The 26411-nt window shown below is 65.1% G+C and carries 23 protein-coding genes and 1 pseudogene; 12 read left to right on the forward strand and 12 right to left on the reverse strand.

Features of this window, described 5'->3' with window-relative positions; translation table 11 throughout:
- Nucleotide 1: 1 nt before the first annotated feature.
- From LGQ10_RS06320 to LGQ10_RS06335, 4 genes are all read right to left on the reverse strand, one after another.
- On the reverse strand, nt 2-640 hold the full coding sequence (locus LGQ10_RS06320) for a trimeric intracellular cation channel family protein (protein WP_226524990.1): 639 nt from the start codon (nt 638-640) through the stop codon (nt 2-4).
- A 125-nt stretch (nt 641-765) separates the two neighbouring features.
- On the reverse strand, nt 766-1026 hold the full coding sequence (locus LGQ10_RS06325; RefSeq protein WP_058433464.1) for a DUF1652 domain-containing protein: 261 nt from the start codon (nt 1024-1026) through the stop codon (nt 766-768).
- A gap of 1 nt (nt 1027) precedes the next feature.
- A complete protein-coding gene (locus tag LGQ10_RS06330) occupies nt 1028-1279 on the reverse strand; it encodes a CsbD family protein (protein WP_226524991.1) in 252 nt (83 codons plus the stop codon).
- Nucleotides 1280-1421: 142 nt separating this feature from the next.
- Complete coding sequence (locus LGQ10_RS06335) at nt 1422-2915, reverse strand: PAS domain S-box protein (protein ID WP_226524992.1); 1494 nt, start codon at nt 2913-2915, stop codon at nt 1422-1424.
- Nucleotides 2916-3081: 166 nt separating this feature from the next.
- Here LGQ10_RS06335 and LGQ10_RS06340 point away from each other — a divergent pair, with 166 nt between their 5' ends.
- Nucleotides 3082-3612, forward strand: coding sequence for a GNAT family N-acetyltransferase (locus tag LGQ10_RS06340; protein WP_226524993.1), 531 nt, complete (start codon nt 3082-3084; stop codon nt 3610-3612).
- Nucleotides 3613-3737: 125 nt separating this feature from the next.
- On the opposite strand, the gene LGQ10_RS06345 is transcribed toward LGQ10_RS06340, so the two are convergent.
- The gene (locus LGQ10_RS06345; RefSeq protein ID WP_226524994.1) at nt 3738-5051 is read right to left on the reverse strand and encodes a sigma-54 interaction domain-containing protein; all 1314 of its coding nucleotides are present in this window, start codon (nt 5049-5051) and stop codon (nt 3738-3740) included.
- A gap of 253 nt (nt 5052-5304) precedes the next feature.
- Here LGQ10_RS06345 and LGQ10_RS06350 point away from each other — a divergent pair, with 253 nt between their 5' ends.
- The 6 genes from LGQ10_RS06350 (at nt 5305) to LGQ10_RS06375 (ending at nt 10972) form a co-directional block, all read left to right on the forward strand.
- The gene (locus LGQ10_RS06350) at nt 5305-6189 is read left to right on the forward strand and encodes an MBL fold metallo-hydrolase (RefSeq protein WP_226524995.1); all 885 of its coding nucleotides are present in this window, start codon (nt 5305-5307) and stop codon (nt 6187-6189) included.
- 26 nt (nt 6190-6215) lie between these two features.
- Nucleotides 6216-7493 (forward strand): FAD/NAD(P)-binding oxidoreductase, encoded by a 1278-nt coding sequence (locus LGQ10_RS06355; RefSeq protein WP_226524996.1) that lies wholly within the window; start codon nt 6216-6218, stop codon nt 7491-7493.
- Nucleotides 7490-8317: a sulfite exporter TauE/SafE family protein gene (locus tag LGQ10_RS06360; protein ID WP_226524997.1), complete on the forward strand. Its 828-nt coding sequence runs from the start codon at nt 7490-7492 to the stop codon at nt 8315-8317. Before LGQ10_RS06355 ends, LGQ10_RS06360 begins: the two co-directional genes overlap by 4 nt.
- A gap of 125 nt (nt 8318-8442) precedes the next feature.
- Complete coding sequence (locus LGQ10_RS06365; RefSeq protein ID WP_226524998.1) at nt 8443-9402, forward strand: phytanoyl-CoA dioxygenase family protein; 960 nt, start codon at nt 8443-8445, stop codon at nt 9400-9402.
- Nucleotides 9403-9442: 40 nt separating this feature from the next.
- On the forward strand, nt 9443-10402 hold the full coding sequence (locus LGQ10_RS06370; RefSeq protein WP_226524999.1) for a DMT family transporter: 960 nt from the start codon (nt 9443-9445) through the stop codon (nt 10400-10402).
- A 219-nt stretch (nt 10403-10621) separates the two neighbouring features.
- A complete protein-coding gene (locus LGQ10_RS06375; protein WP_058434798.1) occupies nt 10622-10972 on the forward strand; it encodes a YkvA family protein in 351 nt (116 codons plus the stop codon).
- Nucleotides 10973-11223: 251 nt separating this feature from the next.
- Here the strand turns inward: LGQ10_RS06375 and LGQ10_RS06380 are convergent, their stop codons facing one another.
- A complete protein-coding gene (locus tag LGQ10_RS06380) occupies nt 11224-12240 on the reverse strand; it encodes a PDDEXK nuclease domain-containing protein (RefSeq protein WP_058434799.1) in 1017 nt (338 codons plus the stop codon).
- Between the two features lie 219 nt (nt 12241-12459).
- Nucleotides 12460-12870, reverse strand: a complete 411-nt coding sequence (locus LGQ10_RS06385) for a hypothetical protein (RefSeq protein ID WP_058434800.1) — start codon at nt 12868-12870, stop codon at nt 12460-12462.
- Nucleotides 12871-13092: 222 nt separating this feature from the next.
- On the opposite strand from LGQ10_RS06385, the gene LGQ10_RS06390 reads away from it, so the two are divergent.
- Genes LGQ10_RS06390 through LGQ10_RS06400 form a run of 3 tightly spaced genes read left to right on the forward strand, consistent with a single transcriptional unit; the run spans nt 13093 to nt 18872 of the window.
- Complete coding sequence (locus tag LGQ10_RS06390) at nt 13093-16314, forward strand: efflux RND transporter permease subunit (RefSeq protein WP_226525000.1); 3222 nt, start codon at nt 13093-13095, stop codon at nt 16312-16314.
- Nucleotides 16304-17470, forward strand: a complete 1167-nt coding sequence (locus LGQ10_RS06395; protein WP_226525001.1) for an efflux RND transporter periplasmic adaptor subunit — start codon at nt 16304-16306, stop codon at nt 17468-17470. Before LGQ10_RS06390 ends, LGQ10_RS06395 begins: the two co-directional genes overlap by 11 nt.
- Nucleotides 17454-18872: an efflux transporter outer membrane subunit gene (locus tag LGQ10_RS06400; RefSeq protein ID WP_226525002.1), complete on the forward strand. Its 1419-nt coding sequence runs from the start codon at nt 17454-17456 to the stop codon at nt 18870-18872. The genes LGQ10_RS06395 and LGQ10_RS06400 overlap by 17 nt, the downstream gene beginning before the upstream one ends.
- Here LGQ10_RS06400 and LGQ10_RS06405 read toward each other — a convergent pair.
- A pseudogene (locus LGQ10_RS06405) lies at nt 18862-19035 on the reverse strand (transposase); the annotation flags it as partial. The gene LGQ10_RS06400 and the pseudogene LGQ10_RS06405 overlap by 11 nt on opposite strands.
- Nucleotides 19036-19357: 322 nt before the next feature.
- Between LGQ10_RS06405 and LGQ10_RS06410 the strand changes: the two are divergent.
- Nucleotides 19358-19726 carry a VOC family protein gene (locus LGQ10_RS06410; protein WP_226525003.1) on the forward strand — a complete coding sequence of 123 codons (369 nt, stop codon included), beginning with the start codon at nt 19358-19360 and terminating at the stop codon, nt 19724-19726.
- Nucleotides 19727-21175: 1449 nt separating this feature from the next.
- Nucleotides 21176-21448 carry a hypothetical protein gene (locus tag LGQ10_RS06415; RefSeq protein ID WP_226525004.1) on the forward strand — a complete coding sequence of 91 codons (273 nt, stop codon included), beginning with the start codon at nt 21176-21178 and terminating at the stop codon, nt 21446-21448.
- A 191-nt stretch (nt 21449-21639) separates the two neighbouring features.
- On the opposite strand, the gene msrA is transcribed toward LGQ10_RS06415, so the two are convergent.
- The 4 genes from msrA to LGQ10_RS06435 form a co-directional block, all read right to left on the reverse strand.
- A complete protein-coding gene (gene msrA / locus LGQ10_RS06420) occupies nt 21640-22089 on the reverse strand; it encodes a peptide-methionine (S)-S-oxide reductase MsrA (RefSeq protein ID WP_226526098.1) in 450 nt (149 codons plus the stop codon).
- 11 nt (nt 22090-22100) lie between these two features.
- Entirely contained in the window at nt 22101-23156 is a 1056-nt protein-coding gene (locus tag LGQ10_RS06425; RefSeq protein WP_226525005.1) for a glycine betaine ABC transporter substrate-binding protein, read from the reverse strand.
- The gene (locus LGQ10_RS06430) at nt 23153-25228 is read right to left on the reverse strand and encodes an ATP-binding cassette domain-containing protein (RefSeq protein WP_226525006.1); all 2076 of its coding nucleotides are present in this window, start codon (nt 25226-25228) and stop codon (nt 23153-23155) included. Before LGQ10_RS06430 ends, LGQ10_RS06425 begins: the two co-directional genes overlap by 4 nt.
- 115 nt (nt 25229-25343) lie before the next feature.
- Nucleotides 25344-26312, reverse strand: a complete 969-nt coding sequence (locus tag LGQ10_RS06435; RefSeq protein WP_226525007.1) for an aliphatic sulfonate ABC transporter substrate-binding protein — start codon at nt 26310-26312, stop codon at nt 25344-25346.
- Nucleotides 26313-26411: the final 99 nt, after the last annotated feature.

A 26411-nucleotide genomic window follows, 5' to 3' on the forward strand; every position in this document is an offset into this window, starting at 1 on the left:
GTCAGGCCCGGGGCAATTGCCAGCCGTAATGCACCGAGAGCATGCGCACGGCAAAACAACTGCCGCCGGCCAACCAGGCGCAGGTCATGGGCGCCAGGCCCAGACGACGGGCGAGGACCAGGGTCACGGCGCCGATGAACGCCGAACTGGCGTAAAGGTCCACCTGCAACACCAGGGGAATACGCGCCAGCACGATATCGCGGATCACCCCGCCACCAACCCCGGTCACGGTACCCATCAGGGTCGCCACGAACGGCGAGATGCCGACGTTCAACGCCTTCTGCGTCCCGGCCACGGCGAACAGCCCCAAGCCCGCCGCATCCAGCAGGATCAGCAACGGCTCGGAGAGGCCCAGGGCCCATTCATGAAACACGAAGGCCAGCCCACCCATCAGCAGGGCCAGGGCCGGGTAACGCCAATCGGCCACCGCCTTGGGCGGGCTGGCGCCGATCAACAGGTCACGGGTGACGCCACCGCCGAGGGCGACGATGAAGGCGATCACCATCACCCCCAGCAGATCGAGCTGGGCGCGCATGGCGCTGATGGCGCCTTCCACGGCGAACACCGCGGTGCCGGCCAGATCGGCCACCAGGACGATGTTGTCCAGGCGGCCGGGCACGCCCTGGGCCCGGGCGTTCAAGACTCACCACGGTCAGTCGAGGGAACGAATCCAAACATGGGCGGCGGCTCGCAAGGCCGGCTAAGCTCGCAGCCGGCAACCCCTTGCTTATAGTCCAGCGCCGGGAGCGCCGCCATCGACGCCGATCAGGGCGCCTGGTCGACCCGCCCCAGGGAGTTGCTGTCCAGTTCGTAGAGCAGCTCATCGATCATTTTCGCCACATCGGCCTCGCTGCGCAGGGCCTTGACACTGAGCCCGCTGGCCACCAGATCCACCCGGCCACTCTGAGGCTCGAACACTCGCAGGGTCAGGGTGCCGTCACCTGCCGTGGTGAAACTGCAGGACAGGGGCGCCAGGCGCTGCTCGATGCAGGCACGCAATTGCGCCTGGGTAATCAGGCTCGGCATCTCAGCGACGCCGCAGCAACAGACCGGCCAGCAGACCGACGCCTGCCAGCAACGCCACGCTGGCCAGGGGTTTCTCCCGGGCCCAGCGCAAGCCCCGATCCAGTACCTGGCTATAGTGCTCCTGCAACTGGCCGGCCGCTTCCCGAGCGACACCCCGGGCCTGCATCGAGTCATCGTCCAGCAGCTCGCCCACCATCGCCTGGGCCTTGCCCGCCGCCTTGTCCACTTTGCCCTTGAGCTGTTCACTCGCCATGTTGACTGTCCTTTTGCCGTGATTGATCAACCGCCCAGGCCTGACCTGCGAACCTGTGCACACCCACAGCCTAAGAACCCCGACCGCCTGGCAAAAGATGCATTTGCACTACCTGCGCTAGTGCATCCGCACCGGCTCGGCGCTACCCACGCGCCAAGGTACTGGCAAACAGCCCGCGTTCCCGGGCCCAGACGATGGCCTCGCCACGGCTGTGTACCCCAAGCTTGGAATACAGGGTCGCCACATGGTTGCGCACGGTATTGAGCGCCAACTGCAACTGGGTGGCGATCTCCTTGTCCGCCAGGCCCTGGTAGATCAACCCTAGTACTTCACGCTCACGGGCGGTGAGGTCGGCCGAAGACATGCCCGGCGCATCGGGGCCACGGCTCTTGCGCACGTTGGCGAGCTTCTCGATCAGCGTCTGGCTGAACCACGAAGCGTCGCGCATCACTTCCTCGATGGCCCCCACCAGCTCCAGCTCCGAACGCTTGCGATCGCTGATGTCCATCAGCACCAGCAGGTAGCTGGGATGGTCCTGGATCATCACGGTGTCGGCATACGCCACGCAGTCGATCAGCTCGGCGCCCTTCTTGCGCACCTTGAGGTCCAGGCCCATGACATTGCCGCTCTTCTCCAGCCGCCCGAACAATTGCTGCGCCGCGGCCGGCTCGGCGATGAAACCGATGTTGCTCACGGTCTTGCCCAGCAGCTCCTCGCTGCTGTAGCCACAGGTATTGAGAAACGCTTCGTTGACATCGACGATCTGCTGCTCGGCGCTGCACACCAGGGTCGGCACCGGCGTCAGGCGGAACGAACGGGCAAAACGCTCCTCGCTCTGGCGCAAGGCGACCTCGGCCTTGCGCCGTGGCTCCAGGTCCATGAAGGAAAACAGCATGCAGTCTTCGTCGTTGATGTCCAGGGGCTGGCCGGCAACGATCACCAGCTTGCTGCCGCCCTCGGGCAGGCGCAGCTCGGCCTGCATCTGCGGAATGGTCGCGCCCTGCCCCAGGCGTTCGATGGCCAGGTCCTTGTGCTCGGCATCCTCCAGTACATCCAGCTCGTACACCGAGCGACCGATCACCCGATCCCGGGCGTAGCCGGTCATTTCCAGGAAGCCCTGGTTGACCTTGATGTAGCGCAGGTCACTGAGGCGGCAGATCACCGCTGGTGCCGGATTGGCATTGAAGGTCTTCTCGAAGCGCTGCTCGGCACTGGCCCAGTCGGTGGCATCGCTGAGGATCAGCACCAGTGACTCCGCGGCGCCGCTGCGATCAGTGAGGATCATGCTGCGCACCCGGTGCACCCAGTGCCTGGGCTCGCCGTCGATCTCGGCCTGGACCTCCACCACCACATCGCTGAAGGTTTCGCCGGCGGCGACCCGGCTGATGGGGTAGCTGTCCAGGGCCAGCGGATGGTTATTGCGGTAACGCAAGGCATAACGCTGGGCATACTCCCGGGCATTGGCGCCCAGCTGGGCAACCTCGCTGACCCCGTGCATGGCCAGCGCCGCCTCGTTGGCCCAGAGCAGGCTCCTGGCCTTGTCGGTCTCGATCAGGATCACCCCGTCGGAGAGCCCCGAGATGATCTGCTGCAATTGGTGGCGATTGGTTTCAGTGGCAAGTACGGCCTGGCTCATGGCATCTCCTGAAGGCCACGGCGGCAGCCGGGCGACGGACAAGGGCAATAGCCATTACGACCACGGGCCGGCGCCATCGTGCCCCGGTAGTGCGCCCTGTCACTCTGGCCCTGTCACGCTGGCTCGGAGTAAGCTGCGCGACCTCGGACCTGGCAAGGAGCGCAGCATGATCACCATCCGTGAAGCCGAACAGCACGACCTGGAAGCGTTGCAGGCCATAGGTCGCGCCACTTACCGCGAGCATTTCGCCTCGATCTGGAGCGCCGACGGCATGCAGCGCTTTCTCGACCAGGACTTCGCGCCCCAGGTGCTGGAACAATCCCTGGCCGCCAGGCACCAGCACCTGTGGCTGCTGGCCCTGGACGCGCAGCAGACGCCCATCGGTTTTGCCAAGCTGAACTGGAACCGGCCCATGCCAGGCAGCGATCTGCCCGGGGCCGAGCTGCAGAAGATCTATCTGCTCAAGTCCCAGGCCGGCCAGGGTCAGGGCCGGGTGTTGCTGGACCAGGTCCTGCGGCAGGCCAGCCAGGCCGGCGCTCGCTACCTGTGGCTGGACGTGCTCAAGAGCAACGCGGGCGCCCGGCGTTTCTACGAAAGCGCCGGCCTGCGCCAGGTCAGCGAAGTGCCCTTCAGCACCGACCTGGAACAGATCGGCATGTGGGTCATGGCCCGCGACCTTCCCGCTCCCACCCTGTAGCCGCTGCTGAGCCTGCGAAGCTGCGCCAAGGCCCGCAGGGCCTTCCAGCCAGCGCCCGGCCAACCGCCCTCTGGCGGCCGCTGCGCGCCCGTGCGCAACCTGCGGCAGCGGCTACACGAAGCGACTTACAGGCCCAGGGCCTTGAGCCTGCGGTACAGGGTGCGCTCGCTCAGGCCCAGGGCCTTGGCCAGTTCGGCGCGCGAGCCGTCGAACACTTCCAGGGCGTGGGCCAGCTGCTCCAGGTCCTTGCCGCCGCGACGCCGGGCCACCGGGACCGCAGGCTGGGAACTGCGCAGCTCCGGCGGCAGGTCTTGCAGGCGGATCACCCCGTCATCACTGAACAGCCGCGCCCGCTCCAGGATATTGCGCAACTCGCGGATGTTGCCCGGGAAGGCGTACAGCCGCAGTTGCTCCAGGGCCGGCGGATCGAGCCGCAGCATCGCCCCCGGGTCGAGCCGGCGCAGCAGGCTGTCGATCAGCAGCGGCAGGTCGTCGCTGCGCTCGCGCAGGGCCGGCAGGCGGATCGGGAAGGCACTGATGCGGTAGTACAGGTCCTGGCGGAAGGTGCCGGCCGCGACCATTTCCTTGAGCGGCTTGTGGGTCGCGGCCACCAGGCGAAAGTCCGAATGCACGGTGCGCAGGCTGCCCACCGGACGAAAGCTGCCGGACTCGATCAACCGCAACAGCTTGACCTGCATTGCCAGCGGCACCTCGCCGATTTCATCGAGGAACAGCGTGCCGCCATGGGCCGCTTCGGCCAGGCCGATCTTGCGTTGCAGCGCCCCGGTGAACGCGCCCTTCTCATAACCGAATAGCTCGCTTTCCAGCAGGCTCTCGGTCAGGCCGGTGCAGTCCACCACCACCAGCGGCCCACCGGCCCGCGGGCTACCGTCATGCAGGGCGCGGGCGAACAACTCCTTGCCGGTGCCCGATTCGCCTTGCAGCAGCACCGGGATCGGCGCCGGCGCTGCCCGCTGCAAGGCGCCAAGGGCTTCGTTGAACGCCGGCGAGCGCCCCACCAGGCCATGCTGCTGCGGCTGTACCGAGGCCACCGCCACCGAACTCAGGCGCTCGACATAGGCCACCACCGCCCCGCTGGCATCGATGATCGGCCGCAGCTCCACATCCACATGCTCCGGCCCACGCGGGGTGTGGTGGATGTGCAGCATGCGCTCCGGGACCCGGCTGTCGTGGGCCTTGCGCATCGGGCAGTGCTCGCCGGCCTGATCGCAGGGCACCGCGAACTGGTGGGACACCCGATAGCACTTGGCGCCCACATGGGGCTTGCCGGCCACGCCGAACTGACGCTGGTAGGCGGCGTTGGCGGCAATGATGTTGTAGTCGGTGTCCAGCACTATGCTGGGCTGGGGATCGTGCTCCAGGTAAGACACCAGGGCAGACATCCGCGAAGTGACAAGGTCGGTGGCGATCAGGGACATGGTGGGCTCCGGGACAATCGCGACAGCTTAAAGCAAGGCGCCCGTCGCTGCCATTTTCTGCCAGCCACTGCCAAAACACTGCCAATCCCAGGTGACAGTCACCCCGCCCAAAGCCCCAGGACAGGGCCTCGGCAAGCTTGCGCACCAGATAACGGGTGCCTGCCGGCGCTATGCCGGGTTGGCACGTTTATTGACAGTCCAAGGCAGGAGCGGCAGCGCAGACTGCCCTCGCCCTTCATTGCCGGAGTGCCCCATGATCATCAGCGACACGCTGCGTGTAGAAGCCTTTTTCGACAGCCACACCTGGACCATCAGCTACCTGGTGATGGACCTCGCCACGCGCCGCTGCGCCCTGATCGACAGCGTGCTGGACTTCGACCCCAAGTCCGGCCGTACCCGCACCGAGTCCGCCGACCGCCTGGTGGCCCGGGTCCGCGAGCTGGAGGCGCAGGTCGACTGGATCCTGGAGACCCACGTCCACGCCGACCATCTCTCGGCCGCCGCCTACCTCAAGGAGCAGCTCGGAGCCCAGGTGGCCATCGGCGACCAGATCACCCGGGTGCAGAAAGTCTTCGGCGCGCTGTTCAACGAAGCCCCGGCCTTCGCCCGGGACGGTAGCCAGTTCGACGTGCTGCTGGCCGACGGCAGCGAGTTCGCCATCGGCCAGCTCACCGCCCGGGCCATGCACACCCCGGGGCATACCCCGGCGTGCATGACCTACCTGGTGCAGGTGGGCGAAGAGCAAGTGGCCTTCGTCGGCGACACCCTGTTCATGCCCGACTACGGCACCGCCCGCTGCGACTTCCCCGGCGCCGACGCGCGAACCCTGTACCGCTCCATCGGCAAGATCCTGGCCCTGGCGCCGCAAACGCGGTTGTTCATGTGCCACGACTACCTGCCCAACGGCCGCGAGCTGCAGTACATGACCACCGTGGCCGAACAGCGGGCCAGCAACATCCACATCCACCAGGGCGTCGACGAAGACAGCTTCGTGAAGATGCGCGAAGCCCGTGACGCAACCCTGGACATGCCGGTGCTGATCCTGCCCTCGGTGCAGGTCAACATGCGCAGCGGGCACTTCCCCGAGCCCGAGGACAACGGCGTGAGCTACCTGAAGATCCCCCTGAACACCCTATAACGATTACTCCATACGGAGACCTTGCCATGCGTCCCATCCACCCTGCCCCGCGTGCCGTCGACGGCAGCCACCAGGTGCTGATCGTCGGCGGCGGTACCGCCGGTATCGCCGTCGCCGCCAGCCTGTTGTGCCGCGATCCCCACCTGGACGTGGCGATCATCGATCCCGCCGACACCCACTACTACCAACCCGGCTGGACCCTGGTGGGCGCCGGCGTGTTCAGCGCCGAATCCACCCGCCGCGACATGGCCTCGCTGATGCCCAAGGGGGTCAAGTGGCTGCGCCAGGCGGTCAGCCGCTTCGAGCCCGAGCACAATGCCCTGGTGCTGGCCGACGAGCGCGTGCTGGCCTATGACCAGTTGATCGTCTGCCCCGGCCTCAAGCTCGACTGGGCGGCCATCGACGGCCTGCCCCAGGCCCTGGGCAACCACGGCGTGACCTCCAACTACCGCTACGACCTGGCGCCCTACACCTGGGAGCTGGTGCAGCAACTGCAACAGGGCCAGGCGCTGTTCAGCCAGCCGCCGATGCCGATCAAGTGCGCCGGCGCGCCGCAAAAGGCCATGTACCTGTCCTGCGATCACTGGCTGCGCCAGGGCCGCCTGGGCGCGATCAAGCCGCGCTTCATGAACGCCGGCGGCGTGCTGTTCGGCGTCGCCGACTACGTGCCGGCGCTGATGGAATACGTGAAGAAGTACGCCATCGACCTGGACTTCGGCCACAACCTGGTAGCGGTGGACGGCCCGGCCCAGCGCGCGACCTTCGTCCGCACCCTGGCCGATGGCACCCAGGAAACCCTGGAACGGCCCTTCGACATGCTGCACGTGGTGCCGCCGCAGTGCGCCCCGGACTTCATCCGCCAGAGCCCCTTGGCCGACGCCGCCGGCTGGGTCGACGTCGACCCCCACAGCCTGCGCCACAAGCGCTTCGCCAACATCCATGGCCTGGGCGACGCCACCAACACCAGCAACGCCAAGACCGCCGCGGCCGCGCGCAAGCAAGCGCCGGTGGTGGCCAACAACGTGCTGGTGGCCCTCAGGCGCCTGACCCGGCTGGCCCATTACGACGGCTACGGTTCCTGCCCGCTGACCGTGGAACGGGGCAAGATCGTCCTCGCCGAATTCACCTACGGCGGCAAACTGGCCCCCAGCTTTCCCGCCTGGCTGCTGGACGGTCGCCAGCCGACCCGGCGCGCCTGGTGGCTGAAGGAGATGATCCTGCCGCCGCTGTACTGGCGCGGCATGCTCAAGGGCCACGAATGGCTGGCGCACCCGACCCTGGCCACGGACACCTCCCAAGCATGAATGAACACAGTCTGCTGGGGGCGGGCCTGGGGGCGATCATCGGCGCGATCCTGGCCCTGACCGGAGCCGGCGGCGGCATCCTCGCGGTGCCGCTGCTGGTGTTCGGCCTCGGCCTGAGCATGGTCGAGGCCGCCCCCATCGGCCTGCTGGCGGTGGGCCTGGCCGCCAGCGTCGGGGCCATCCTCGGTTTGCGCCAGGGCATCGTGCGTTATCGCGCCGCGGGGTTCGTCGCCGGCATCGGCATCCTCATGGCGCCGCTGGGGCTGTGGCTGGCCCATCGCCTGCCGAACCTGCCATTGGCCGTGCTGTTCGCCCTGGTGCTGCTGTACGCCTGCGGGCGCATCCTGCGCAAGGCCAGCCTGGAGCTGAAACAGGGCCGGCCGGCGCCGCGCCCGGCGTTCCAGCCCTGCGTGCTCAACCCGGCCCAGGGTCGACTGCGCTGGACCCTGCCCTGCGCCCGGGCGCTGACCTTCACCGGCCTGCTCTCCGGGCTGCTGTCGGGGCTGCTGGGGGTCGGTGGCGGTTTCGTGATCATCCCGGCGCTGAGCCGCTACACCAACCTGGACAGCAAGAGCATCGTCGCCACCTCCCTGGCGGTGATCGCCCTGGTGTCCCTGGGCAGCGTGGTTACCGCCAGCCTCAGCGGCGTGATGCACTGGGCAGTGGGCGCGCCCTTCGCCCTCGGCGCGGTGCTGGGCCTGGTGCTCGGCCGCCAGGTCGCCAGCCACCTGGCCGGGCCACGGCTGCAGCAACTGTTCGCCGTCACCGGCATCTGCGCCGCCCTGCTCCTGGCCGGCGGCGCCCTGGGCCTGTTGCCCCACTGAAGCATCCCGGTCCGCCACGGGTTATGGCCTGTGGCGGGCCTGTCCCAGTCATTACCGGCAAATGTCGTCTCAGTGCGCAAAACAGTCGCCCTGGGTCTGATGGCCAAGCCCAGAATGTCGCACCCTTGAGCCTGCAGACTCGAAAGGAGACGACGATGCTTGCCCTGATTCAAGACACAGATCATTGCCTGGTGAATGGCGTCCCGCTCAGCGCCGATGAGATCGCGGCCTTTCACCGCCACGGCTTCATCAAGATCAAAGGCTTTTTAACGGCGCATGCCATCGAGGCGCTCAAACGCGAAGCCGGTGCACGGGTCATTTCCGCCAGGGACGCGAAGTCGGCCTATGGCGATTCCTTCAACCGGCTGACCTACGACCTTGGCCGCACCGAGGTGCTCAAGCGCATCTACTCCTCGACGGCCTTCAGGACCGCCTTGGTGACCCTGACAGGTCATCCGCTGATCATGACCGAGTCCCAGAGCTTCGAACTCACCGCGCACCAGCAAGGCTTTGCCTGGCATTACGACTCCCTGAGCTTTCGCTACATCCGACCGCAGGATGCGGCCTTCAGCGTGTGGATTCCCTTGGACCCCATCCACAACGCAGGGCAACGCGGGGGAATGGCCTATGTCCCTGAAAGCCTGTACTCGGCCAAGGCCAACTTCCAACTGGCCAGCCTGCTGTCAAGGAAGATGGCCGCCGGCCTCTCGGTCGAGGATTTCTCTGCGCACCTAAGGGGCATCTTCAACACACCGAGCCTGTTGACGGAAATATTCGAGGAACATAAGACCCAGGACGATTTCGCGCTGGGCGATGTGCTGTTCTTCAGCAAATCCCTGTGGCACCGCTCCGAGCCGCTGTTGCCGGGGCCACTCCAGGCGCGGTTGGCGGTAACCATCCGCTTTCTGGATTGGCGCTCACGGCTGGACAAAACCCTGTTCGAAGGTGAGTCTGAAAGCGGTGGCGGCGTGGGAATGGGCGTCAACTGGGGCAAACCCACCCAGACGGCCTACGGCTCGCAGTTCACCGATATCGACGACGGCGAGGAAATTCGCACCTCCAGGCATTGCGGCCCGATTATCTAGCAACGCCCCGATCGTGATCCGTCATCCTCGAGGAGCAGGAATGTCGAAGTCCTATGCCATAGGCGTGGCCGCAGCCCTCTTCGCCACCTTCAGTTGGGCACTGAATTTTCTGTCGCCCTACCTGATGGGCGACTTCGGCACGTTCGACTTCATCACCCTGCGCTTCATCGTCTCCGGCGCCATTGGCCTGGTAATGCTGCGCCTCTACCGGCACGGCATTACGCGCTTGAGCGGACGCACCATGACCACCGCCGCACTGCTGGGAGTGGTGGGCTACACCCTGTACATCGGTTGCGTCATGGGCAGTGTGCTCAATGGCGGCGCGATCATCGCGCCGGCGTTTTTAAGCGCGGCGCCGATCATGGTCGCCCTCATCGGCAACCTGGTCGAACCCACGGTCTCCTGGCGCGCCCTCTGCGTACCGGTGCTGCTGGCGGTGCTGGGGCTGGTCGCCACCAACTACGGCGCCTTCGCGCAGGTACTGGACGGCGATCTGTCCACCTACCTGCAAGCGGTCGGCTACGCGGTTGGCGCCACCCTGTCCTGGTTGATCTTCTGCCTCTTGAACCAAGTGATCCTGGCACGGCTGCCGCACATTTCCTCAGGGCTCTGGACCGGGCTGATGATGGTGGGGGCAGGCTTGAGCGTGGTGCTCTTCGTGCCCTTCGGGCTCACGTTCAACCTGTACAGCGCCCCCGATGTGCAGTGGCGCCTGGACAATACCCTGCCGGTGCTCGCCGCCGCCTCGGCCTTGGCTTGTGTCGCGTCCGTGGGTGGGGCCTGGGCCTGGAATTTTGCGAGCCAGCGGTTACCCATGGCCCTGTCCGGCCAACTGATTTCGGTCGAAACCCTCTTTGCCGCGGCGTTTGGCCTGATCGCCGAACAGCGTTTACCCACCGGCCTTGAAACCCTGGGCATCATCGCCTTGCTGAGCGGCGCATCGATTGCCGTCAGGGTCATGGCCCAACAGCAACGGGCGGGGGCGGGTGTGCGGGCATGAAGAGCCTGAATCCTTCTCATCTGCCGTCGCTGTTGCAAGCCAGAGGCAATACCCGGCCTGAGTGTTTTTTCACTGCCTGAAGCGCCTGCGGCGCTGTTGAAACAGATGGGAGTGAAGCGCATGGCTGCCGGGCACCTCCCGGGGAAGTTCTCTCCGCTGCCAGCGCACGCTCGCAACGCCCACCATGACCTGGCGCCCAGTAACCGCAAGGAGCCCGCCATGTCCACCACCCATACCCTGGAACAAAGCTTCCACCGCTGCCTCTGGCGCAAGATCGGTCGCTACGCCCTGCATGTCGGCCGCAGCCTGATCACCAAGGCCCTGTGGCTGTACTACGCCGCCCAACGACCACAAACCCCGGCCTGGGCCAAAAGCACTATCTACGGGGCCCTGGGCTACTTCGTCCTGCCCCTGGACCTCATCCCCGACCTGGTGCCTGGCGCCGGCTACGCCGACGACCTCGGCGTGCTGAGCCTGTCGATCGCGGCGGTGGCGGCGCATATCAATCAGGAGGTCAAGGAACAAGCGGCTGGGCGGCTGGTGGAGTGGTTTGGGGAGTTGGGGGATTGAGCTGGTGCTGTGGGATGTATTGGCGGTGATTGTTTTAGTAGTTGATCCAGGCGCACAAGAGAGCCGGCCATGGGCCCAATACCAATCAGTTAAGCGAGGTGATCCCCTGTAGTTCAAGCATGCTCGCGATGGTCGTCAACGGCAGCGCGTATTGACTGGATGAACGCAGTGCCCTGAAGTCCATCGCGGGCAAGCCTCGCTCCTACAATGGATCACCTGCATTCCCCCCAACGCTTCTTTTGCAACGATGCTCATCCCACCTGAGGATTGAGCGCATAGAACTCATGCAGCTTGGCCTGCAGCAGCTTCTTGTCCGGCAACTGGGTCTGGTACTCGGCGATCAAGGCCGGCGAAAGCGAGCGGTTGAGGGCGTACTCGACTACTTCGTCGTCCTTGCTGGCACACAGCAACACCCCCAGGGCCGGGTTTTCATGGGGTTTGCGCACCTGGCGGTCCAGGGCCTCCAGGTAGAAATCCAGCTTGCCCAGGGACTCCGGTTCGAAGCGTCCGACCTTGAGCTCAACGGCCACCAGGCAGTTCAGGCCACGATGGAACAGCAGCAGATCCAGCACGAAGTCGCGGCCGCCGACCTGCAGCGGATAGCGCGAGGAGACGAAGCAGAAGTCGCGGCCCATTTCGATCAGGAAGTCCTTGAGTTGCCGCACCAGTCCAAGGTGCAGATCGGCCTCGTCATGCCCCTGGGCCAGGTCGAGAAACTCCACCATGTAGGCATCCTTGAACACCCTCAATGCCTCGGGGTGGGATTGGCGCAAGGCTGTCGAGACCTTGACCGGGCGGGTCAGCGAGCGCTCGAAGAGGGCCGACTTGATCTGGCGCTCCAACTCCCGGCGCGACCACTGTTCCTGGACCGCCATGCGCAAGTAGAACTCACGCTCCTCGGGCTGCTTGCTTTGCCCGAGAACGATCAGGTTGTGGCTCCAGGGTAATTGTCGCACCAGTGGTGCGACTTTCGCGTTACCACGATAAACCTCATAAAACTGCCGCATGCGAAACAGGTTCGCCCGGGTAAAACCGCGCACTCCCGGTTGCCGTCGTGCCAGGTAGTCGGCCAGTTGCTGGACCACGCCATCGCCCCACTCCGCCGCCTCGAGCTTGCGACTGATATAGGCCCCCACCTGCCAATACAGCTCCACCAGTTCGGTGTTCACTGCGCGCACCGCCCGTTGGCGTGCACAGGTGATCATCTGCGCCACTTCGTTGAATGCGGCCTTGGTGGACGTCCGCATGGCTTCGGTCGGTTGCTTCATGAAAAGAGCTCCATTTGAAAGAGCCTCATCATCCGGTGCCCTTGCACACCCCGGCAGTCAGCCGGTTCCCTTTCCAGTCGGCGAAGCGTCTGGAACAAAGGTTATGTGGATCGGTGTAGCCACTGTCGCAGACCCCGCGCGAGCCGCCGATAGATCCGCCCTGCGGCCGCTGCGCGCCGGTACGCAGCCTCGCTTGCTCGTCAGCGGCTACAGAGAACTTCACCCTGGCATGCACTCGAACCCATGGGCACTGGCCACTGGTTTGCCCTGCCCGTCATACAGCCGCGCCCGCACTTCGGTGCCCAGGGTCGATTCCACCAGCTTGTAATGCTCGCCAGCCTTGAAGTCGCTGTAGCTGACATGCCCGTTGCAGTCTTGCTGGTTGGAATCGCCGCCACGGTCTTCGAACACGGTCACGTCGAGGCGGTGGGCGCCGGGGCGGACCTGGAAGTAGCGGCCGTCGTCGACGTTCTTGCCGTCCACGCGTTCGGCCATCAGGTCGCTGGGGGCTTCTTCCTCGAGGCTGATCCAGGCGTCGTTGGGGTCGGCCTTGGGCATCGGGCCGGCGCAGGCGGAGAGCGCCAGCACCAGGCTCAGGGCGGGGATCAGCAACAGCGACTTGGTATTCATGGCAGGTACCTCGGCAGTGAGAATGAACACGGGGTGCGACTGCGAACGCCAGCCGCGCCGAATTGCCATCCAGCTTGTCGAGGCCCGGCAACGAGGACAAATGAATCCCCATGAAAGGAAGTTAAGGCCCAACCTAAAACTTCCTTCACCTGGCTGAAAGCCGCGTGTTAGGTGGGTCGCTGGAGACTGCCGAGCCTCGTTTCCGCCTCGGAGGTCCACCCCATGCTCGGGCTGGTCAAGACCGCTCTGCTCAAGCCCTACACGTTCATCGTGCTGGCGATCTTCATCTGCATCATCGGGCCGCTGGCGGCCCTGCGTACCCCCACCGACGTGTTCCCGGACATCGGCATCCCGGTGGTGGCGGTGGTCTGGCAGTACAACGGCCTGTCGCCGGACGCCATGGCCGGGCGGGTGATCTACACCTACGAGCGCTCCCTGAGCACCACGGTCAACGACATCGAGCACATCGAATCGCAGTCGCTGCCGGGCATGGGCATCGTCAAGATCTTCTTCCAGCCCGGGGTCGATATCCGCACCGCCAACGCCCAGGTGACGGCGGTGTCACAAACCGTGCTCAAGCAGATGCCACCGGGCATCACCCCGCCGCTGATCCTCAACTACAGCGCCTCGACGGTGCCGATCCTGCAGATGGCGTTTTCCAGCCCGACCCTGTCGGAAGCGAAGATTCGCGACCTGGTGCAGAACAACATCCGCCTGCCCCTGAGCGCCCTGCCCGGCCTGGCCATGCCCACGCCCATGGGCGGCAGGCAGCGGCAGATCACCCTCGACCTGGACCCGCAAGCCCTGGCCGCCAAGGGCCTGTCGGCCCAGGACGTGGGCAATGCCCTGGCGGCGCAGAACCAGATCATCCCGGTGGGCACCGCCAAGCTCGGCGGCAATGAATACACGGTGCTGCTGAACAACAGCCCGACCGCCATCGAGGAGCTCAACGACCTGCCGATCAAGACCGTGGACGGTGCGCTGATCACCATCGGCCAGGTGGCCCACGTGCGCGACGGCTCGCCGCCGCAGACCAATATCGTGCGGGTCGACGGACGCCGGGCGGTGCTGATGCCGGCGCTGAAGAACGGCAATATCTCCACCCTGTCCATCGTCGATGGCATCCGCCAGATGCTGCCGCGGATCAACGAAACCCTGCCACCGGCGCTGAAGACTTCGCTGCTGGGGGACGCCTCGGTGTTCGTCAAGCAGTCGGTGGGCAGCGTGGCCCGGGAAGGCATCATCGCCGCCCTGCTGACCAGCGCGATGATCCTGCTGTTTCTCGGCAGTTGGCGCTCAACGCTGATCATCGCCGCCTCGATCCCCCTGGCGGTGCTTGCGTCCATCGCCCTGCTGGCCGCCAGCGGCCAGACCCTCAACGTCATGACCCTGGGCGGCCTGGCCCTGGCGGTGGGAATCCTGGTGGACGACGCCACGGTGACCATCGAGAACATCAACTGGCACCTGGAACAGGGCAAGGCGGTGAAGGACGCGATCCTCGACGGCGCCAAACAGATCGTCGGCCCGGCGTTCGTCTCGCTGCTGTGCATCTGCATCGTCTTCGTGCCGATGTTCCTGCTGCAGGGCATCGCCGGCTACCTGTTCCGGCCCATGGCCCTGGCGGTGATCTTCGCCATGGCCAGCTCATTCATCCTCTCGCGGACCCTGGTGCCGACACTGGCCCTGTACCTGCTCAAGCCCCATGCGCCGGGAACGGGCCCCGGGCACCACCCGGAAGACGCCTTCATCAACCACCACGAAGGCGAGCAGCACGCCCCGCCCCGGCATGCCCTTGTACGCGCCCTGCTGGGGTTCCAACAAGGCTTCGAGCGGCGTTTTTCCAATGTGCGCGACACCTACCACGGCCTGCTGCGACTGGCCTTGGCCAGGCGTCGGCCGTTCCTCCTGGGTTTCCTCGCCTGTGTGCTGGCCTCCTTCGCCCTGCTGCCGAGCCTGGGCCAGGACTTCTTCCCCGCCACCGATGCTGGGACCTTGGCCTTGCATGTGCGCCTGCCCCTGGGCACGCGGATCGAGGAAAGCGCGGCGGCCTTCGACCGCATCGAAGGGCGGATCCGCGAGGTGATCCCGCCCGAGGAGCTGGACAGCGTGATCGACAACATCGGCATTCCCCTGAGCGGCATCGACATGGCCTACAGCAACAGCGGCACCATCGGCCCCCAGGACGGCGATATCCAGGTCACCCTGAAGCCCGGCCACGCCCCCAGCGCCGACTACGTGAAGCAACTGCGCCAGGCCCTGCCGGAGAGCTTCCCGGGCAGCCAGTTTGCTTTTTTGCCGGCGGACATCAGCAGCCAGATCCTCAACTTCGGCGCGCCGGCCCCGCTGGACGTGAAGATCTCCGGGCCTGACGATGCGGCCAACCGCGCCTTCGCCCTGGAGCTGCAACGGCGCCTGCGCCACGTGCCGGGCATCGCCGACTTGCGCCTGCAGCAGTCCACCGGCTACCCGTCCTTGCAGGTCAAGGTCGATCGCCTGCGGGCCAATGGCCTGGGGATCACCGAGCGCGACGTGACCAACAGCATGGTGGCCTCCCTGGCCGGCAGCTCCCAGGTGGCGCCGACCTTCTGGCTCAACCCGAAGAACGGCGTGTCCTACTCCATCGTCGCCGCCACCCCGCAGTACCGCCTGGACAGCCTGCCGGCCCTGGAGGCCTTGCCGGTCACCGGCAGCAATGGCCAGTCGCAGATCCTCGGCGGCCTGGCGGATATCTCTCGCGTAGAAAGCCCGGCGGTGGTCAGCCACTACAACATCCAGCCGACCCTGGACCTGTACGCCAACGTCCAGGGCCGCGACCTGGGCGCCGTGGCCCACGACATGCAAAAGGTCCTGGACGACGCCGCAGCCCTGCGGCCCAAGGGCGCCACGGTCAGCCTGCACGGGCAGATCGACGCCCTGCACCAGGCCTTCAGCGGCCTGAGCCTGGGGCTGCTGGGGGCGGTGGTGCTGATCTACCTGCTGATCGTGGTCAACTTCCAATCCTGGCTCGACCCGCTGGTGATCATCAGCGCGCTACCGGCGGCCCTGGCCGGGATCGTGTGGATGCTGTTCTTGAGTGGCACCGCGTTGTCGGTGCCGGCGCTGACCGGGGCCATCCTGTGCATGGGCGTGGCCACCGCCAACTCGATCCTGGTGGTGAGCTTCTGCCGCGAGCGCCTGGCGGAACACGACGATGCCCTGCTGGCCGCCCTGGAAGCTGGCTACACGCGCTTTCGCCCGGTGTGCATGACCGCCCTGGCGATGATCATCGGCATGCTGCCCCTGGCCCTGTCCGAAGAACAGAACGCGCCCCTGGGCCGCGCGGTGATCGGCGGGCTGCTGCTCGCCACCGTCGCCACCTTGATCTTTGTCCCCGTGGTCTTCAGCCTGGCCCACGGCCGCCGTCCCCAATCCGCTGTTGCTGGAGAAAACACCCATGTCGCCTGATCACACCCCCTCGCGCAAACGCCTGATGCTCTTGGGTATCGGCGGCCTGAGCCTGGCCGCCCTGCTGGTGGCCAGCGGCCTGGCCGCACGTACCCGGCATGAACGGGCCGTGGTCGCCTGGACCGAAACCGCCGCCGTGCCGCAGGTGCTGGTGTTCCAGCCGCAGCCCAACCGACTGGGCGACACCCTGCGCCTGCCGGCGCACCTGGAAGCCTGGAGCAAGGCGCCGATCCACGCCCGGGTCAGCGGCTACCTCAAGGACTGGACCCAGGACATCGGTGCCAAGGTGACCGCCGGGCAAGTGCTGGCCCATATCGACAGCCCCGACCTGGACCAGCAAGTGGCCCAGGCCCGGGCGCGAATGATCCAGCAGCAAGCCAACGCGCGGCTGGCCCAGACCACCGCCGAGCGCTGGCAGCACCTCTTGGCCAGCCACTCGGTATCACGCCAGGAAGCCGATGAAAAGACCTCCAACGCAGCCGCCGCCAAAGCCAATGCCGAGGCGGCCGCCGCCGACTATGCGCGGCTCTCGGCGCTGGAGGACTACAAGACCATTCGCGCGCCGTTCGCCGGCACCATCACCGCCCGCCACACCGACATCGGCCAGTTGATCAAGGCCGACAACGACAGCGACCCGGAGCTGTTCAACCTGGCGGACACCCACAAACTGCGGCTCTACGTGCCGATTCCGCAGAACTACGCCAGCGTGATCCGCCCCGGCCTGCAAGCGCAGTTGACCGTGCCCGAGCACCCGGGCCAGCACTTTCGCGCGCAACTGGTGGGCGACTCCACCGCCATCGACCCGCGCTCCGGCACCCTGCTGGCGCAGTTCGTCGCCGCCAACCCCGACGGCGCCCTGATGCCCGGCGACTATGCCGAGGCGAGCCTGGCGATTCCCGCCGACACCCACGGCGTGAGCATCCCCGCCAGCGCCTTGATCTTCCGTGCCCAGGGCACCCAGGTGGCAGTGATCGACGGCTCCCGGCACGTGCACCTGCGCAGCATCCATATCGGCCTCGACCTGGGTGAACGGCTGGTGATCGACCAGGGCCTGCAAGCCACGGATCAAGTCATCGACAACCCGCCGGACGCCCTGCGCGAAGGTGACCTGGTGCAACTGGCGGACGCAGGAGGTGAGCATGCGCCCAAGGCTTAAGCCCCTCGCCGCCCTGCTGTTGCTGGCCCTGCACGGCTGCTCCCTGGCGCCCCATTACCAGGTGCCGCCCATCGAGCTGCCGGCGCAATACCGCGAACAGAGCAGCGATGGCCCCTGGCACCCGGCCGCCCCGCCCCAGGGCCTCGCCGAGCAGTGGTGGCGGCTGTACCAGGACCCGCGTCTGGACGACCTGCAACAGCGCCTGCTCCGGGCCAACCCGGACCTGGCGGCAGCCCTGGCCCACTACGACAGCGCCCAGGCCTACGCCAGCCAACTGCACGCCGGGCTGTTCCCGCAGATCAGCGCCAGCGCCCAGCCGTTGCGCCAGCGTCAGTCGGACAGCCGGCCCCTGCGCGGCAGCAGCCAACCCTCGGTGTACAACAGCAACAGCGCCGGTTTTGCCCTGGATTTCGACCTCGACCTCTGGGGGCGCATCCGCAACCAGGCCGCAGCCGGCGATGCCCAGGCCCAAGCCTCCGGGGATGACCTGGCAGCCGCGCGCCTGAGCCTGCAAAAACAGTTGGCGAGCCTGTATGTGCAACTCAATGGCCTGGATGCCCAGAGCCGCATCCTCAGCCACTCCCTGGAGGATTACGCCCAGGCCCTGCAACTGACCCGCGACCGTTATCAAGGGCAGATCGCCTCGGAACTGGACCTGACCCGGGCCCAGAGCCAACTGGCCAGCGCCGAGGCGGAACTGGACGAAGTGCGGGCCCAGCGCAACCTCACCGAACATGCGATTGGCGAACTGGTGGGCGAACCGGCCAGCCAGTTCAGCCTTGCGCCCTCGGAACAGCTGCTGAGCCTGCCGAGCATTCCCCAACAACTGCCCAGCACCCTGCTGCAACGCCGGCCGGACATCGCCGCGGCGGAACGCCGGGTGTACGCCGCCAATGCCGGCATCGGTGTGGCCCGCGCGGCCTGGTATCCGGATTTCAGCCTGACCGGGATGCTCGGTGGCCAGACCCAGGGCGTGGGTAATCTGCTGGCGGCGGGCAATCGCTACTGGGCCTTGGGCCCCCTGATGAACCTGCCGATTTTTGATGGCGGGCGGCTGAGCGCCAATGAGCGCCAGGCCCACGCCGAGTTCGAAGAGGCCGCCGCCCATTACCGTGGGCAAGTGCTGCGAGCGGTGCGGGAGGTGGAGGACAACTTGGGGCAACTGCGGGATTTGCGCCAGGAAGCGCTGGACCAACAAGCGGCGGTGAATGCGGCGCAGCACACCCAGACCTTGGCCATGAATAGCTATCAGGCGGGTGCCGTCAGCTACCTGGATGTGGTGACTGCGCAGACCGCAGCCTTGCAGGCGCAGCGGGGGTTGCAGGCACTGCAGACGAGGCAGTTGCAGGCGAGCGTGGGGTTGGTGGTGGCGTTGGGTGGGGGGTGGAAAGGTGGGGCTTGAAACCTGAAGCATAATCGCCTGGCAGGTCTCTCCAAGGTGCCCCGGTGCGCAAAATCCAGAATACGGTGCTGATGAATAGCCAATTGTCCTTTGCTCGTCCTCCCCAGATGCCTTCGCGGCCGGCTAAATGAGGTTTCAGCAAACTCCATACATTGTCGGAGATATCGTGGCGCCGATGGGTTGCAAGGGCATGACGCGCTGGCCGTCTAACTAGGAAGACCGATTATCAATTTTTTGAGTCTTGTGACGACCTATCTAGACGGCTGACGCGACAACTACCTTGAAAAACACCGGAACAGGAAACGCACTTAAGCCAAGCCGGCTTAGCGTAGGACTTCCCCAAACTCTGCGGCCTGCCCTTGTTGTGCGTATCGATCGATCCTGACAGAAGCTGTCACTGCCCTGCGCCATAATGACTGCAATGAACAGCTTCAACATGCTAATCATGAGTACTAAATCCTGTTACAAACATGAGATATTAAATTATGAGAGTTAACTACTGCGTCCTAGGCACAAACAACATGGCGACTGCAATTGAGTTCTACAATGCACTCTTTGAAAAAACAGAACTCAAGCACTTGATATCAACAGACAGAATGACTTACTGGCAAAGTAACAATTTTTCATTTGCCCTAGCCACTCCCTTTGATAAGGAGCCTGCAACAAATGGAAATGGCACGATGATTGGTTTTAATGTTGACTCTGTAGAAAAAGTAAAAAGACTTCATGAAAAGGCGATTGAATTGGGCGGTACCTGCGAGGGTAAACCCGGCCAACGGGGGCCCTACTTTTCAGCGTATGCGAGAGATTTGGATAAAAACAAACTGTGTTTTTCTGCCGAGATGCCTGTTTAATCTCATTCCCACAAGGCAATACAAATATCTGAGCAGAAGTATTGTTTCACCATCAGTTCCTCTGACGGTGAACAGATGGGTAAATGAGGTTTCAGCGAGCTCCATAAACTGTCGTAAATATCGTGACGCCGATGACGTCGCAAGAGCCACGACACGCTGGCCGTCTAACTAGAAAGATCAATCATCAATGTTTTTTAGTCTGCGCCGACACTCTCTAGTCTATTTTAAGGGGTGATATAGAGGTCGTTAGGGAGGTTCGGAATACATATCCGTTATTGCGTTTCGCTTTTACCGCGGTGGTGTACATATCCGTTGCTGCGGGTGTGGCCGCTGGCGGTTCCGCCCTTACGGCGAGCTTCGAGTACATATCCATTGCTGCGGTTATGGCCGCTGGCGGTTTCGCCCTTACGGCGAGTTCTGAGTACATATCCATTGCTGCGGTTATGGTCACTGGCGGTTCCGCTCTTACAGCGGCTCACTTTTGTCAGTCGCCCGGAGTGCCGGCCCAGCCAAAAGTAAGCAAAAAGTCTTGCCCCTCCACTCGGTGCCTCGCTAAGGCTCGGCATGCCCTCACTCCGGCCATCGTGGTTAACGGGGCCTGGGAGATCAAAATCAAAAGCCAGAACCAAAGCCAGAGCAAACGGCGGCCTTGCGGCCTGGCCCTCTCTGCGTAGGAGCTGGCTTGCCAGCGAAGGCGTCCGCCAGGGCGATGCATGCCTTACGGGCCTCTTCGCCGGTAAGCCGACTCCTACGGAAGCGCGTACAACGCGCTTGGGCTTTTGATCTTGCTTTTGCTCTTGATCTTCCTGCCCCTTCAGGAGGCCGAGTGCAGGCGTTGCGCAGGGGGCAGCTCGGCATGGATGCCGAGCTAGCCGCCCCAGGCCATGGATGGCCTGTGGCGGCGTGCCCCCGGAGCAATGCCGGAGCGAGGGCACGCCGAGCCTAGGCGAGGCGCCGGATGCGGGGGCAGAGAGCCTTTGGTTACTTTGGGCTCCATCCAAAGTGACCCGCTGTAAGAGCGGAACCGTAAGTGGCCACACCCGCAGCAACGGATATGTACCCAAAACTCGCCGTAAGGGCGAAACCGCCAGCGGCCACACCCGCAGCAATGGATATGTACCCCATCAAAACCAGCCACCAGACAGTCGACACAACCACTCAAACATCACCTTCAATCCCCGATTGCACCGCCCTGGCATCCCCCCTATAGTCCGCCCCTCGCAGCAAAATCCGCGAGCGACCTTGGCCGGTCGAATATAGGAACGCATCCACTTTCAAACATCCTCGCCATCGCTTTTGTACCAGCGATCAAAGGTTGATGACGGTGGTGCGCGGGACACCCCAGGGTGTGCTGCTGCCCTATCCCCGGCCAGCCTGCTCGCGCACCACTGCCCCAGCCCACTCGGTCGGCAACAAAGGCGATTGCTCTAGTAAGCAGGAGCCATACCTATGACTGATCATCACCTCCCCCGCTACACCCCCATCGACACCCACGACACCGAACACCCGGTGTTCTACCTCGACGCCCAAGCCCCCTTGAGCGACCTGGCCAGCAGCGCCGCCCACCGTTTCACCGTAGTGCGCGACCTGATGGACAGCCTGTCCAGCCTGGAGCTGAAAGACATCAGCGATTGCGATCTGACCCGCATCACCCGTGGCGTGCACCTGCTGACACGAGAAGGCTGCGCCGTGCTGGAAGTGATTCAGTGGCGGGTGGCGTAGGAACCTTGTTCGCGGACCTGTGGCGAGGGAGCTTGCTCCCGTTTGAGCCTCAACCCCATGCCAGCTAATGCACCGCGTACATCAGGGTTTGGGGCCGCTGCGCAGCCCAGCGGGAGCAAGCTCCCTCGCCACGAAAAGCAACCAGCAACTGGGGCTTAAGCTGCAAGCTCCTAGCTTGTGGCTTGCAGCTTCTAGATGTGGCAAGTGCTCAGGCCGTTCTTTTCCAGGTAACGCTGGTGTTCCTCATCTGCCAGTTCAAAGCGGCCCAGGGGCACGACCACCGTGGCTACGGGTTTGTTGAGGCCTCCGGAGTCTTGCAGGGCGGTTTTGGCCGCCCTCGCCTGTTCGGCCTGCACGGCGTTGGTGTGGAAGATCGCCGAGCGATATTTCACCCCGCCATGCTCGCCCTGGCGATCCACCGAGGTGGGATCGTGCAGGCCCCAGAAGTGCTCGATCAGGCGGGTATAAGCCAGCACCTGCGGATCGAAATCCACCTGTACCACTTCTATCTGCAAGGCTTCGTCGGCCGCTTCCACGGCGTAGCCGACGCGGCTGTCCACTACTCCAGGCAGGGCCCGGAACGCAGCTTCCGCGCCCCAGAAGCAGCCGGCGCCAAAGGTCGCCTGTTCGATGCTGTTCAATACTTCCCCACTCATTGCGCCACTCCCACTTTTTCACCGCTGGCGCCCAACCAGCCATCAACGACCTGCGGATGCGCCGCCACCCATTCCTTGGCCGCCTGCGCCGCCGGTTGCTGTTGCTTTTCAATCTTGAGGATCAGGTCGTTCAGGGCCTGAGGCTCGATGCTGAAGTTTTCCAGGAACGCGGCAATTCGCGGTGCGCGTTTTTGCAGGGCGCTGGACGCCAGGACATAGACCCGGGCATCGGGGTAGGCGCAGGTGATCTTGCTCTTGCTCAGCCAGTCGGCATCCACCGTCGGGCTAATGAATTTCCAGCAGCCATCGGCCTTGTACAGCGGGTCGTCCTTCTTGTTGTCCTGGGCATAGCCGTCGAACGCCGGTTCATCCAGGCGGCGCAGGTCGAAGGCGGAGAAGATCCAGTCCGGGGTGTAGGCGTAGAACACCACGCCGCGCTGGGCCTTGTAGGCCGCGGCGAGCTTGGCGTAGGTCACCGAGGCTTCGGTGGACACCGATTCGAATTGGTCGGCAAAGCCGAAGTCCTTGGCCTTGATCTCGCCGATGTAGGTCGACTCCCAGCCCGCCGGGCCCACCAGCAGTTGCGCCTTGCCGCCGCCCAGGGGTTCGAAGAGTTTCGCCACTTCGGGCTTTTGCAGGTCGTAGACCGACTTCACGCCGTATTTATCTTGCAGGTAACCGGGAATGTAGAAGCCCTGCACCCCCAGGTACGGCTGCTTGTTGGGCACCAGCGAGCGGGTGCCGCCGGTGACGTATTTGGCCCAGGCGGCGGACTGGTTGGGCAGCCAGATATCGGTCAGCACGTCCACCGAGCCGTCGCCCTTGGCAGCGGCGGCAAACAGCACCGGCACGTCGCCGGCCAGGTAGGAAACGTCGCCGTCGAGGCGGCTCTTGATCACTTCGCCAAGGATGTTCTGGATGGCGATTGCGCCGGTCCAGTTCTGCTCGCCGATGACGATCTTGTCCTTGGCCAGCACCGGCAGGGACAAACCCAACAGCAGCGCGGCGGCGCCAAGGGTACGGGTAAACGACTTGTTCAAGGGACACCTCATGCTTGATGCAATGTGCGATCCCGCTGGCGCAGGGTCGCTTGAATGATGCGGTCGGGAATCAACGCGCAGAACACGATCGCGGCGCCGGCCAGCATGCCCTCGCCGCCCTTGATGTTGCGCAGCGCGGTCATCACGTCGTAGCCCAGGCCGCCGGCGCCGATCAGCGCCGCCACCACCACCATCGACAGGCTCATCACCAGGGTCTGGTTGATCCCCAGCAGCAAGGAACCCGCAGCCAGGGGCAGCTCGACCTTGGTCAGGATCTGCCAGGGCGTGGCGCCGTGGGCCAGGGCCGCTTCGACGGCGGTCTTGGGCACTTCCCGGATCCCCAGGGCGGTGAGGCGGATCATCGGCGCCAGGGCGAAGATCACCGTGGCGATCACCGCCGGGGTCTTGCCCACCGAGAAGAACGCCACCGCCGGGATCAGGTACACGAAGGTCGGCAGGGTCTGCATCACGTCCAGCAAGGGGGTGATCAGGCGCCGGGCCAGGGCGCGCTTGGCCAGGAGGATGCCGGCGGGCACGCCAATCAGCAGCGAGATCAGCACCGAGGAACCCACCAGGGCCAGGGTGGCGATGGTCCGTTCCCAGAAGCCGAACAGGCCGATGTAGAGCAAGGCGACGGCGCTGGTCAGGGCCAGGGCGACGCCGGCGCTGCGCCAGGCCAGCAGCACCAGGGCCAGGGCCGGCACCGGCCAGGGCAGCCAGCCCAGCAGGCTTTCAATGCTTTCGATCACCGTGCGCACGGCGACTATCACGCCGACGAAGGTGCTTTCAAAGGTGACCTGGGACCAGCCGATCAACTGGTCGATGGCAGCGGCGGTGCCCAGCAGCACTTGGCGGTCGGCGGGAAACTGCAGCCAGGGGCCAGAGGCATCGGCGACCAGAACCCGCCACAGCACCAGGGCCTGGCACAGCAGCAATACCAGCCACGGCAGGCGCCAGTCGGAACGGCCCTGGCGGCCAGGACGCCGGGCCAAAGTCAGGCTCAACAGGCGGCTGGGCAGCAGGCCGGTCAGCGCCAACGCGCCCCAGGCAAGACTGGCCGTGGCCAACCCCCGACCCAGGGCCGCGGCGGCGCCCAGCTCCAGGGCGAACGCCAGCCAGTACAGGCCACCACGACCGCTGGCCGCCAGGGCCGCCGGCCCCAGCAGCAGGGCCTGGGCAAGGGACAACCCAGGGCTGGCCGGAGCCGGCGCTATCACGGGCTTGACCGGGGTCGGCAAGACCGTCACCGGCGTGTCGCTGCGGGCTCCGTGGTCCTGGAAGAAGTCCGCCACTTCGGCATCCGCCGGTTGCTCCAGCAGCTCGCTGGGGGTGCCCAGCTGGATCAGTTGGCCGTGGCGCAGCACGGCGATGCGGTCCGCCAGGCGCAAGGCTTCTGCCGGGTCGTGGGTCACCAGCAAGGTGGTGATACCACGCTCGCGCACCACCTGCAGAAAGTGGCTTTGCAGGTCGCGGCGAATGGTCGGGTCCAGGGCACTGAAGGGTTCGTCCATCAGCAGGATGTCCGGTTCGCTGACCAGGGCCCGGGCCAGCCCGACCCGCTGCTGCATGCCCCCGGACAGTTCGTGGGGATAGTGCTCGCCCCAGCCTTCCAGGCCCATGGCTTGCAGTTGCACGTCGGCCGCAGCGTGGCGCAGGGCCTCGGGCTCGCCGCGCAATTCCAGGGGCAAGGCCACGTTGTCGCGCACGCTGCGATGGGGCAACAGGCCAAAATGCTGGAACACCATGCCGATGCGCCGGGAACGCAGGGTGCGCAGTTCCTGGGCCGAGAGCTGGCTGATGGCTGCGCCGTCGATCAACACCTCGCCGCTGCTGGGCTCGATCAGCCGGTTGATATGGCGCAGCAAGGTCGATTTACCGCTGCCGGAGGTGCCCATCAGGCACAGCACTTCGCCACGGCGGACCTTGAGGCTGACCTGCTCAACCGCAGGCGGAGCAGTCTGGCCACGGCGGCGGCCGTAGTGCTTGGTCAGGTTGCGCAACTCCAGCACCACCTCGGGGGTTTGCGCGGGCGGGCTGGACGAGGCTGGGACGGCAAAGGCCTCTTGGGGTTGAACGGCAGACACGGGAACTCCTGACGCCAGGCGCGGGATGGCGTAGCCGGCGGTGAACAAGAAAGAATGGGGTGATCTGTTCGCCGGGCAAGCCGGCGCCTACAGGCGAAAGCGACCTAACGGCCCACTACAAGGCCTTGGGACTCCACAACTGCACCGCCCGGGCATCCACTGGCTTGGGCAAAAGCTTTTCCTGGTAGAAGGCATCGGCGATTTTCTGCTGCTCGCCCAAGGCGTCCGGCTTGACCGCCTCCACCTGATAGGTGCGACGGCTGTTGGCCAGTTCCACGGTCGGTACATCCAGGTTGCCCCACAGCGGGCCCAGCAATCTTGCCGCCTCCGCTGGGTGCGCCTTGACCCAGGTGCCGGTCTTCTGCAACTCGGCGAACACCTGGTTCAGCACCTCGGGATGGGCCTTGGCGTAGTCGCTGGATGCCAGGTAGTAACGGCGATAGCTGGCCAGCCCCTGGCCGTCGTGCAGCACCCGCGCGCCTTGCTGGCGCTGGGCGCTGGCGACGAAGGGTTCCCAGGTGACCCAGGCGTCGACCTTGGCGGTTTCCAGGGCGGCGCGGCCATCGGCGGGGGTCAGGTACACCGGCTGGATATCGGCAAAAGTGAGCCCTGCCTGGCGCAAGGCGGCGATCAGCAGGTAGTGGCTGCCGGCGGCCTTGGTCACGGCGACGCGCTTGCCCTTGAGGTCGGCCAGGGACTTGAGCGGCGAGTCCTTGGCAATGACGATGGACTGGGCGGCGGGTGATGGGGTTTCGCTGGCGAAATAGGTCAGCTTGGCCCCGGCGGCCTGGGCGAAGACCGGCACCGTGTCGGCGACATCGGCGCTGATATCGACATTGCCCACATTCAGCGATTCCGCCAGCGGCAGGCCACTGGTGAATTCGTGCCAGGTGATCTTCACCCCCTGCCCCGCCAGCTGTTTTTCCAGGGTGCCCTGGGCCTTGAGCACCGCCAAAAGAGTCGAGGATTTCTGGTAGCCGATGCGCAGGTCGCTGTCGGCCTGGGCATTGAGGGCCATGCCCAGCGCCAGGCCGGCCAGGGCGGTGATCGACAAGCTGCGACGCAAAGCAAAGGGCAGGCGCATGGGGGCGGACCTTCTGGGAGAGGAAAGTCGCTAAAAGCTAATCGATCTAATAAATCAAAAATAAATACTTTTTAGGAATTAGCTTAGGTTCGTGCGACT

This window comes from Pseudomonas sp. L5B5, from assembly GCF_020520285.1.
Lineage (GTDB): Bacteria > Pseudomonadota > Gammaproteobacteria > Pseudomonadales > Pseudomonadaceae > Aquipseudomonas.

What these genes read in the sequence shown, in the direction of transcription:
- LGQ10_RS06395 (WP_226525001.1), top strand. Translation starts at nt 16,304, where the DNA reads ATGTCGCCTGATCACACCCCCTCGCGCAAACGCCTGATGCTCTTGGGT.
- LGQ10_RS06385 (WP_058434800.1), bottom strand. Translation starts at nt 12,870, where the DNA reads ATGAATACCAAGTCGCTGTTGCTGATCCCCGCCCTGAGCCTGGTGCTG.
- LGQ10_RS06330 (WP_226524991.1), bottom strand. Translation starts at nt 1,279, where the DNA reads ATGGCGAGTGAACAGCTCAAGGGCAAAGTGGACAAGGCGGCGGGCAAG.
- LGQ10_RS06425 (WP_226525005.1), bottom strand. Translation starts at nt 23,156, where the DNA reads ATGAGGTGTCCCTTGAACAAGTCGTTTACCCGTACCCTTGGCGCCGCC.
- LGQ10_RS06400 (WP_226525002.1), top strand. Translation starts at nt 17,454, where the DNA reads ATGCGCCCAAGGCTTAAGCCCCTCGCCGCCCTGCTGTTGCTGGCCCTG.
- LGQ10_RS06370 (WP_226524999.1), top strand. Translation starts at nt 9,443, where the DNA reads ATGTCGAAGTCCTATGCCATAGGCGTGGCCGCAGCCCTCTTCGCCACC.
- LGQ10_RS06345 (WP_226524994.1), bottom strand. Translation starts at nt 5,051, where the DNA reads ATGTCCCTGATCGCCACCGACCTTGTCACTTCGCGGATGTCTGCCCTG.
- LGQ10_RS06390 (WP_226525000.1), top strand. Translation starts at nt 13,093, where the DNA reads ATGCTCGGGCTGGTCAAGACCGCTCTGCTCAAGCCCTACACGTTCATC.
- LGQ10_RS06340 (WP_226524993.1), top strand. Translation starts at nt 3,082, where the DNA reads ATGATCACCATCCGTGAAGCCGAACAGCACGACCTGGAAGCGTTGCAG.
- LGQ10_RS06375 (WP_058434798.1), top strand. Translation starts at nt 10,622, where the DNA reads ATGTCCACCACCCATACCCTGGAACAAAGCTTCCACCGCTGCCTCTGG.
- LGQ10_RS06355 (WP_226524996.1), top strand. Translation starts at nt 6,216, where the DNA reads ATGCGTCCCATCCACCCTGCCCCGCGTGCCGTCGACGGCAGCCACCAG.
- LGQ10_RS06360 (WP_226524997.1), top strand. Translation starts at nt 7,490, where the DNA reads ATGAATGAACACAGTCTGCTGGGGGCGGGCCTGGGGGCGATCATCGGC.
- LGQ10_RS06435 (WP_226525007.1), bottom strand. Translation starts at nt 26,312, where the DNA reads ATGCGCCTGCCCTTTGCTTTGCGTCGCAGCTTGTCGATCACCGCCCTG.
- LGQ10_RS06380 (WP_058434799.1), bottom strand. Translation starts at nt 12,240, where the DNA reads ATGAAGCAACCGACCGAAGCCATGCGGACGTCCACCAAGGCCGCATTC.
- LGQ10_RS06415 (WP_226525004.1), top strand. Translation starts at nt 21,176, where the DNA reads ATGACTGATCATCACCTCCCCCGCTACACCCCCATCGACACCCACGAC.
- LGQ10_RS06350 (WP_226524995.1), top strand. Translation starts at nt 5,305, where the DNA reads ATGATCATCAGCGACACGCTGCGTGTAGAAGCCTTTTTCGACAGCCAC.
- LGQ10_RS06335 (WP_226524992.1), bottom strand. Translation starts at nt 2,915, where the DNA reads ATGAGCCAGGCCGTACTTGCCACTGAAACCAATCGCCACCAATTGCAG.
- LGQ10_RS06325 (WP_058433464.1), bottom strand. Translation starts at nt 1,026, where the DNA reads ATGCCGAGCCTGATTACCCAGGCGCAATTGCGTGCCTGCATCGAGCAG.
- LGQ10_RS06410 (WP_226525003.1), top strand. Translation starts at nt 19,358, where the DNA reads ATGAGAGTTAACTACTGCGTCCTAGGCACAAACAACATGGCGACTGCA.